Here is a 6,796-nt window from a genome sequence, read left to right on the forward strand (position 1 = left end):
GATTACTGCTCACCTGCGCGGAGCGCACCCCGCGTCACCAACCCCGCCAGCCGCCCGTCCCGCACGAGGTGCGCGACCTCGCCGTCGGGAAAGCGTTCCAGCGCGTCGGCCACCGACTCGCCCACGCCCAACCCGACCGGCGGCACGGACGCCGGGCCGACGGTGCCCGAGGCGAGGTCGGACGCCGTCGCCAGCGCCAGCACCTCCCCGGCCGCCGGCGGGAACCGGTCCGACCGGCCCGCGAGCACCACCGGCAGCGCCGGCTGCCCGGACGACTCCAACGCCCGCCGGGCCTCGGCGACCGGCGTCCCCACCGGCACCGACACCACGGGAGACACGAACGCCGACAGCTCCCCGTCGAGGAAGCCCTGCCGGCGGCACCACGTGTCGGAGTGGTACTTGGACAAGTAGGCCCGCCCGGAGTCGGGGAGCAGCACGACGACGCAGTCGCCGGTCACCTCGCGGGCCACCGCGAACGCCGTGCCCGAGGAACCGCCCACCAGCAGCCCCTCGGTCCTCGCGAGCGCCCGACACGCCTCGATCGACGCCCGGTCCGGCACGGCGACGACGGAGTCGACGACGTCACGGTGGTAGGAGTCCGGCCACGGGTCGTCCACGGTCTGCGGGTGGACGTAGTGCCCGGCCGCCTCGATCGCGAACGGCGAGCCGTCCCCGCCGTTGTACGACGAGGTGACGGGGTCGGCTCCGATCACCTGCACGCGGCCGTCCGAGGCCTCCTTGAGGAACCGTCCGGTCCCGGAGATCGTGCCGCCGGTGCCGATCGTCGCGACGAAGTGCGTCACGCGCCCCTCGGTCGCCTCCCAGATCTCCGGACCCGTCGTCCGGAGGTGGACCGCCGGGTTGGCCGGGTTGCCGTACTGGTCGGCCCACCAGCCGCCCGGGGTCTCCCGGGCGATCCGGGCGGCCCACGCCACGACGTGGTTCGGGTGCTCCTTCGGCAGGGCCGACGGCGTCAGCACCACCTCGGCCCCGTAGGCCCGCAGCGCGTCGAGCTTCTCGACGGCGGTCTTGTCCGGCAGCACGCAGACCATGCGGTAGCCCCGGGCCGCAGCGACCTGCGCGAGCCCGAGCCCGGTGTTGCCGCTGGTCCCCTCGACGATCGTGCCGCCGGGCCGCAGCGCGCCCGACTCCTCGGCCGCGAGCACCATCGACAGCGCCGCCCGGTCCTTCACCGAGCCGCCCGGGTTCAGGTACTCGAGCTTGGCGAGCACGCCGCTGTGCCGCAGCGACACCAGCGGCGTGCCGCCGACGAGGTCGAGCAGACCGCTCACGACTGCGAGAGCACGCGCACCGGCGAGAGCCCCAGGTTCTCCCGCAGGGTCGTCCCCTCGTAGGAGGTGCGGAACGACCCCTTCTCCTGCAGCAGCGGGACCACCTGGTCGACGAACGGGTCCATCCCGCCCGGCGTGATGTGCGGGACCAGCACGAACCCGTCGCTCGCGTTCGACTGCACGAAGTCGTCGATGGTGTCGGCGACCCGCTGCGGGGTCCCGACGAAGGTGTGCCGGCCGTTCTTCGCGATGACGACCTCGCGCAGCGACCAGCCCTTCGCCTCGCCGAGCTCGCGCCACTCCTGCGCGGTCGCGACGGGGTCGCGGTACTGCCGCACGCTGGCCCGGCCCCGGGAGAAGTGCTGGCCGGAGTCGACGTCGTTCTCGGTCACCGGGTCGAAGCTCGGCACCGGGCCGTCGGGGTCGACGTCGGAGAGGTCGCGGTTCCAGACCTGCTCGGCGAACGCGATCGCCGTGGCGGGGGAGATCTGCTGGAACTGGACCTGGCGGGCGTTCTCGGCGGCCTCGTCCTCGGTGTCGCCCAGCACGAAGGTGGCGGCCGGCAGGATCTTGAGGTCCTCCTCGCGGCGACCGAACTTCGCGAGCCGCCCCTTCACGTCGGCGTAGAACTCGATGCCGGCCTGCTTCTCGCCGTGCCGGGTGAAGATCGCGTCGGCGGAGCTCGCCGCGAACTCGCGGCCCTCCTCCGAGTCGCCGGCCTGGATGATCACCGGGTGGCCCTGCGGGCTGCGCGGGACCGGGAAGCGGCCGGTGATGTCGAACTGGTCGGTGTGGATGTCGAACTCGCCGCCGTCGGTGTCCCACAGCTGCTTGGCGACGTCGAGCATCTCCTTCGCCCGCAGGTAGCGCTTCTCCTTGGGCAGGTAGCCACCCCGGCGGAAGTTCTCGCCGGTGAACTCGTCCCAGCTGGTGACGACGTTCCACGCGGCGCGGCCGCCGGAGAGGTAGTCCAGGGAAGCGAGCTTGCGGGCGACGTCGAGCGGCTCGTTGAACGTCGAGTTCACCGTGCCCGCGAGCCCGACGTGGCTGGTGACGGCCGCCATCGCCTGCAGGATCGACACGTTGTCCGGGCGCCCCATGACGTCCAGGTCGTAGATCTTTCCGCCCTGCTCGCGCAGGCGCAGGCCCTCGGCGAGGAACAGGAAGTCGAACAGTCCGCGCTCGGCCGACTGCGCGAAGAGCCGGAACGACTCGAACTCGATGTGACTGGCCGACGCCGGGTCGCTCCAGACCGTCGTGTTGTTGACGCCGGGGAAGTGGGCGGCGAGGTGGATCTGCTTCTTCGCGGGCTTCGTCATCACTGCACTCCTGCATAGCGGTCGGCAGGCTTCTCGAGGCCGAGCAGGCCCCGGAGGGTGTCCGCCTCGTAGGCGGTGCGGGTCAGGCCGCGTCGGGCCAGCTCGGGCGCGAGGTCGCGCGCGATGCGGGGGAGGTCGTGGTCGGCGACGGCGGGTCGCAGGCGCGCCCCGTCGAGGCCGGCGGCGGCCCAGCCCTCGAGCTTCGTCGCGAGCTGCTCGACGGTGCCGGCGAAGACGTCCGCGTCCGAGCGCAGCGTCCGCTCGCCGTCGAGCCGGGTCCACCGGGTGCTCGCGGCCGTGGCGTCGTCGTCGAGGAAGACGACCAGGTCGCCGAGGACCTGCGTCGGCTGCTGACCTCCCCCCGTCGCTCCGCTCGCCCCGACCCGCCCGATCTCCGCCTCCGCCGACCGGACCCCGCGCAGCGTCGTCGCCGCGTCCCCGGTGGGCCCGTCGCGCCCGACGCCGTCCGGGGTGGTGAACACGAGGTCCGCGCACCGCGCGGCGAGCCGGTAGGCGGTGTCGACGTGCGCGAGGGCGGTGACGATCGGCTGGCCCTGCGGCGGGCGCGGCGTGATCGACGGGCCGCGGACCGCGAAGTGCGAGCCGACGAAGTCGATGTAGTGCAGCTTGTCGCGGTCGACGAAGCGGTTGGTCGCCGCGTCGCGGATCTCGGCGTCGTCCTCCCACGAGTCCCACAGCCGGCGCTGCACCTCGACGTGGTCGGCGGCCTCCTCGAACAGCCCCTCGCGGGTCTCCGACGCCGGGTCGCGGCGGCCGAACAGCGCGGCCTCCGCCGGATCCGCCGAGACCTTGATGCGCTCGCCGGCGCGTCCGGAGGTGACCCAGTCCAGCGTCGCGATCTGTGTGGAGACGTGGAACGGCTCGGTGTGGGTGGCGACCACCGTCGGCACCAGCCCGATGTGCGAGGTCACCGGTCCGGCCCGCAGCGCGATCAGCACCGAGTCCAGCCCGGGGCGGGCGAAGCCGTCCTCCAGGGTGACGAGCGTGGCCAGGCCCCGCTCGGCCTCCTGGATCTGCGACACCCAGAAGTCCGGCTCGAGCACGTCGCCCGGTGGGGCGGCGGGGTGCCAGCCGGTGTCGTTGAGGGCGACGGCGAGGTGGAAGGTCATGTCTCCTCCGGATGTGACGGAGCGCGGACGGCGACGAAGGACGGGGTGGCCCGCAGCCGGAACCCCAGCTGCTCGTAGAGCCGGATCGCGGTGGTGTTGTCGGCGGCGGCGTGCAGGTAGGGCGTCTCGCCGCGGGCCCGGATGCCCGCGGCGACCGCGAGGACCAGCCGCGTCGCGAGACCCCGGCCCCGCACCGTCGGGTCGGTGCAGACGGCGCTGATCTCGCAGGCGCCCGGCACGTGCATGCGTTCGCCCGCCATGGCGGCGAGACCCAGCAGCTCGTCCCGGATGCCCAGGTAGACGCCCAGTTCACGCGTCCGCCGGGCGAACGGGCCGGGCCTCGTGCGCCCGACGAGGGCGAGCATCTCGTCGACGTCGGGATCGCCGAGCAGGACGAGCTGCGGGTCGGGCGCGGTCGGTGTCGGGACGTCGTCGTCGAGCACCATCTGCACCCCGGGGATCTCGCGCTCCAGGGTCCAGTCGTCGGGGACGTCGAGGGGGCCGGCGGTGCGGACCACCATGACGTCACCGAGATCGGCCGCGTCGCGCCACTCCCGCGGAGAGCGGGGCGGCGCGAGGAAGGGCGCGACGTCGGGGTGGTAGCGCACGGCATCGCCGTGCCGCACGGCGAGGCGTGCCTGCGGCCCGTCGAGCGCGGCGCGCAGCGGGTCGTCGAGTGCGGTCGTGGTGGGGGCGTCCACCGGGGTCCTCCCTGTCGGTTCCTGCGGGCAGGAGTCCGAGGAGGGCTACAGCCCGGGCGGCGAGCCGACGCCGTCGAGCCATCGGCGCGACACGAGCACGATCACCTGGCCACCGTAACCACCACGGCGCGGTTCGTGCAGGTGAGCAACGTCCGGCCCTCGACCGGGAATATTCAGTGACCCCGGCCGGGCCCGCCGCCGTCGTGGCCCTTGCCCGGACCGTCGTCCTTCGGGCCCTTGCCCTTGTCCTTGCCCTTCGGGCCGTCCGGCCCGGGCCCGTCGTCGTCCGCGGGCCCGTTCCCGACGGCGGGTCGGGGTGCGTCGCGCGGTCCGTCGTCGGCCGGAGCCGCGGATGCCGCGACCCGCGCGGGCTGCGTCGTGGTCGGGTCCGGCGCGTCGTCCGCGACCGGGGTCGGGGGCGCCGTCGTGGACGGTGCCACTCCCGCCGGCACGATCGGCGCGCCCGCCGCGGGGAGGACGGCGGCCGGCGCCGCACCACCCGTCGTCGGGAAGGTCGCCACCGCGGTCACCGCTCCCGCGACGACGAACACCCCCGCGGCCGACGCCGCGAGCCGGGGCCAGGTCCACTCCATGGGGGCAGGCAATCACACCGGGCCCGCTGGCAGGTGCCCGCACCGGGTAGTCCGCCGTCCGTGACGACGACGGTCGGCGACGAGGTCGCCGCGCAGGAGGGCCGCCTGCGCCGCCACCTGGGCGTGGGCGGCCTCTCCGCCATCGGGTTCTCCAACATCGTCGGCTCGGGCTGGCTGTTCGCCGCGCTCTACGCCGCGCAGATCGCGGGGCCCGCCGCGCTGGTGGCCTGGCTGATCGCGGGCGTGCTCGTCACGCTCGTCGCGCTGGTGATGGTCGAGCTCGGTGCGACCCGTCCGGAGGGCGGCGGCACCGTCCGCTGGCCGCTGTACGCGAGCGGCCGGCTCGCCGGCACCGTCATCGGGTTCTCGGTGCTGCTCTCGGTGGGCGCGACGTCCGCCGAGCTCACCGCGATCGTCCAGTACGCCGGCTACTACCTGCCCTGGCTCTACGCCGACGACGCGCTGACCGGCGCGGGCGTGCTCTTCGCCGTCGTGCTGTCGGTGGTGCTCACGGCGCTGAACTGGTTCGGCGTGAAGCTGTTCGGTCGGGTCAACACGGCGGTGACGGTCGTGAAGGTCGCGGTTCCGCTGCTGACCGTCGTGCTGCTGCTGGCCTCCGGCTTCGACTCCGCCCGGCTCACCGACCACGGCGGCTTCGCGCCCTACGGCTGGGGCGCGGTGCTCTCCGCGCTGGCCGGCGGCGGGATCGTGTACTCGCTCAACGGGTTCCAGGCGCCGGTCGACTTCTCCGGCGAGGCCCGCGACCCGCAGCGCACCGTGCCGCTCGCGGTACTCGGGTCGATCGGCCTCGCGCTGCTGCTCTACCTGGGCCTCCAGCTTGCGTTCCTCGGGGCGGTGCCCGCCGACGCCCTCGGGTCCGGCTGGCAGGGCGTGAACTTCGAGTCGCCGTTCGGGCAGCTCGCGGTCGTCCTGAACCTCGGGTTCCTCGCCGCCGTGCTCTACGGCGACGCGGTCGTCTCGCCGGGCGGGTCGGCCTTCGTCGGGGTCGCGGTCGACGCGCGCCACACCTACGCGCTCGCGAAGAACCGGCTGCTGCCGCGGGCGCTGATGGCGGTGCACCCGTCGTCGGGCATCCCGCGGCGGGCGCTGCTGCTCAACCTCGCCGTCATCGTGGTCTACCTCCTGCCGTTCTCCGGGTGGCAGTCGATCGTCTCGGTGATGGGCACGCTGTACCTGCTGCTCTACCTCGCGGCCGCCGTCGCCGCGGAGGTGTTCCGACGACGGGAGCCCGAGCGGCTCTCCGGCTGGGTCCCGGGGCTGCGCGTCATCACGCCCGTCTCGTTCGTCCTGGCGACGCTGTTCGTCTACTGGTCGGGCTTCTCCGACCTGCGCCTCGCCCTGCCGCTCACCCTCGTCGGCGTGCCGCTGTTCGTGGTGCTGTGGCGCCGCGACCGGTCCGGGTCGCTCGTCGAGGAGCTCCGCCGCGGAGCGTGGCTCGTGGTCCACCTGCTGGTGCTGACGCTGCTCTCCGGCCTCGGCTCGTTCGACGGCCTCGGCGTGCTGCCCGCGCCGTGGGACAGCCTCGTCGTGGCGGTGTGGGCGGCGGTGGTGTTCCCGGTGGCGGTGCGCTCCGGGGTGCGCTCCGCGCCCGTGAGCACTCATCCGTCCCCTGACACGGTGTGATGTCTCAGCACATCCTGGACAGATAAGTCTCAGCACATCGCGGACAGGTTGGTGTTCCGCTGGTAGCGGACGCTGCGGTCAAGGGTAAGGCTGGCGGCGATCGCGTTATCGATGAGA

At 73.6% G+C, this 6,796-nt stretch carries 6 protein-coding genes; 1 reads left to right on the forward strand and 5 read right to left on the reverse strand.

The annotated features are described in order from the left end of the window. Nucleotides 1-2: 2 nt before the first annotated feature. The 5 genes from QSK00_RS24875 to QSK00_RS24895 form a co-directional block, all read right to left on the reverse strand. The gene (locus QSK00_RS24875) at nucleotides 3-1,292 is read right to left on the reverse strand and encodes a pyridoxal-phosphate dependent enzyme (protein WP_285595195.1); all 1,290 of its coding nucleotides are present in this window, start codon (nucleotides 1,290-1,292) and stop codon (nucleotides 3-5) included. After that, the gene (locus tag QSK00_RS24880; RefSeq protein WP_285595196.1) at nucleotides 1,289-2,611 is read right to left on the reverse strand and encodes an LLM class flavin-dependent oxidoreductase; all 1,323 of its coding nucleotides are present in this window, start codon (nucleotides 2,609-2,611) and stop codon (nucleotides 1,289-1,291) included. Before QSK00_RS24880 ends, QSK00_RS24875 begins: the two co-directional genes overlap by 4 nt. Continuing rightward, the gene (locus tag QSK00_RS24885; protein WP_285595197.1) at nucleotides 2,611-3,741 is read right to left on the reverse strand and encodes an LLM class flavin-dependent oxidoreductase; all 1,131 of its coding nucleotides are present in this window, start codon (nucleotides 3,739-3,741) and stop codon (nucleotides 2,611-2,613) included. Before QSK00_RS24885 ends, QSK00_RS24880 begins: the two co-directional genes overlap by 1 nt. Then, complete coding sequence (locus QSK00_RS24890; protein ID WP_285595198.1) at nucleotides 3,738-4,442, reverse strand: GNAT family N-acetyltransferase; 705 nt, start codon at nucleotides 4,440-4,442, stop codon at nucleotides 3,738-3,740. Before QSK00_RS24890 ends, QSK00_RS24885 begins: the two co-directional genes overlap by 4 nt. Nucleotides 4,443-4,615: 173 nt before the next feature. Next, on the reverse strand, nucleotides 4,616-5,035 hold the full coding sequence (locus QSK00_RS24895) for a hypothetical protein (RefSeq protein WP_285595199.1): 420 nt from the start codon (nucleotides 5,033-5,035) through the stop codon (nucleotides 4,616-4,618). A gap of 60 nt (nucleotides 5,036-5,095) precedes the next feature. On the opposite strand from QSK00_RS24895, the gene QSK00_RS24900 reads away from it, so the two are divergent. Continuing rightward, nucleotides 5,096-6,679 (forward strand): APC family permease, encoded by a 1,584-nt coding sequence (locus QSK00_RS24900; protein ID WP_285595200.1) that lies wholly within the window; start codon nucleotides 5,096-5,098, stop codon nucleotides 6,677-6,679. The last annotated feature ends 117 nt before the right edge of the window (nucleotides 6,680-6,796 follow it).

The organism is Actinomycetospora sp. NBRC 106378 (genome assembly GCF_030269685.1).
Lineage (GTDB): Bacteria > Actinomycetota > Actinomycetes > Mycobacteriales > Pseudonocardiaceae > Actinomycetospora.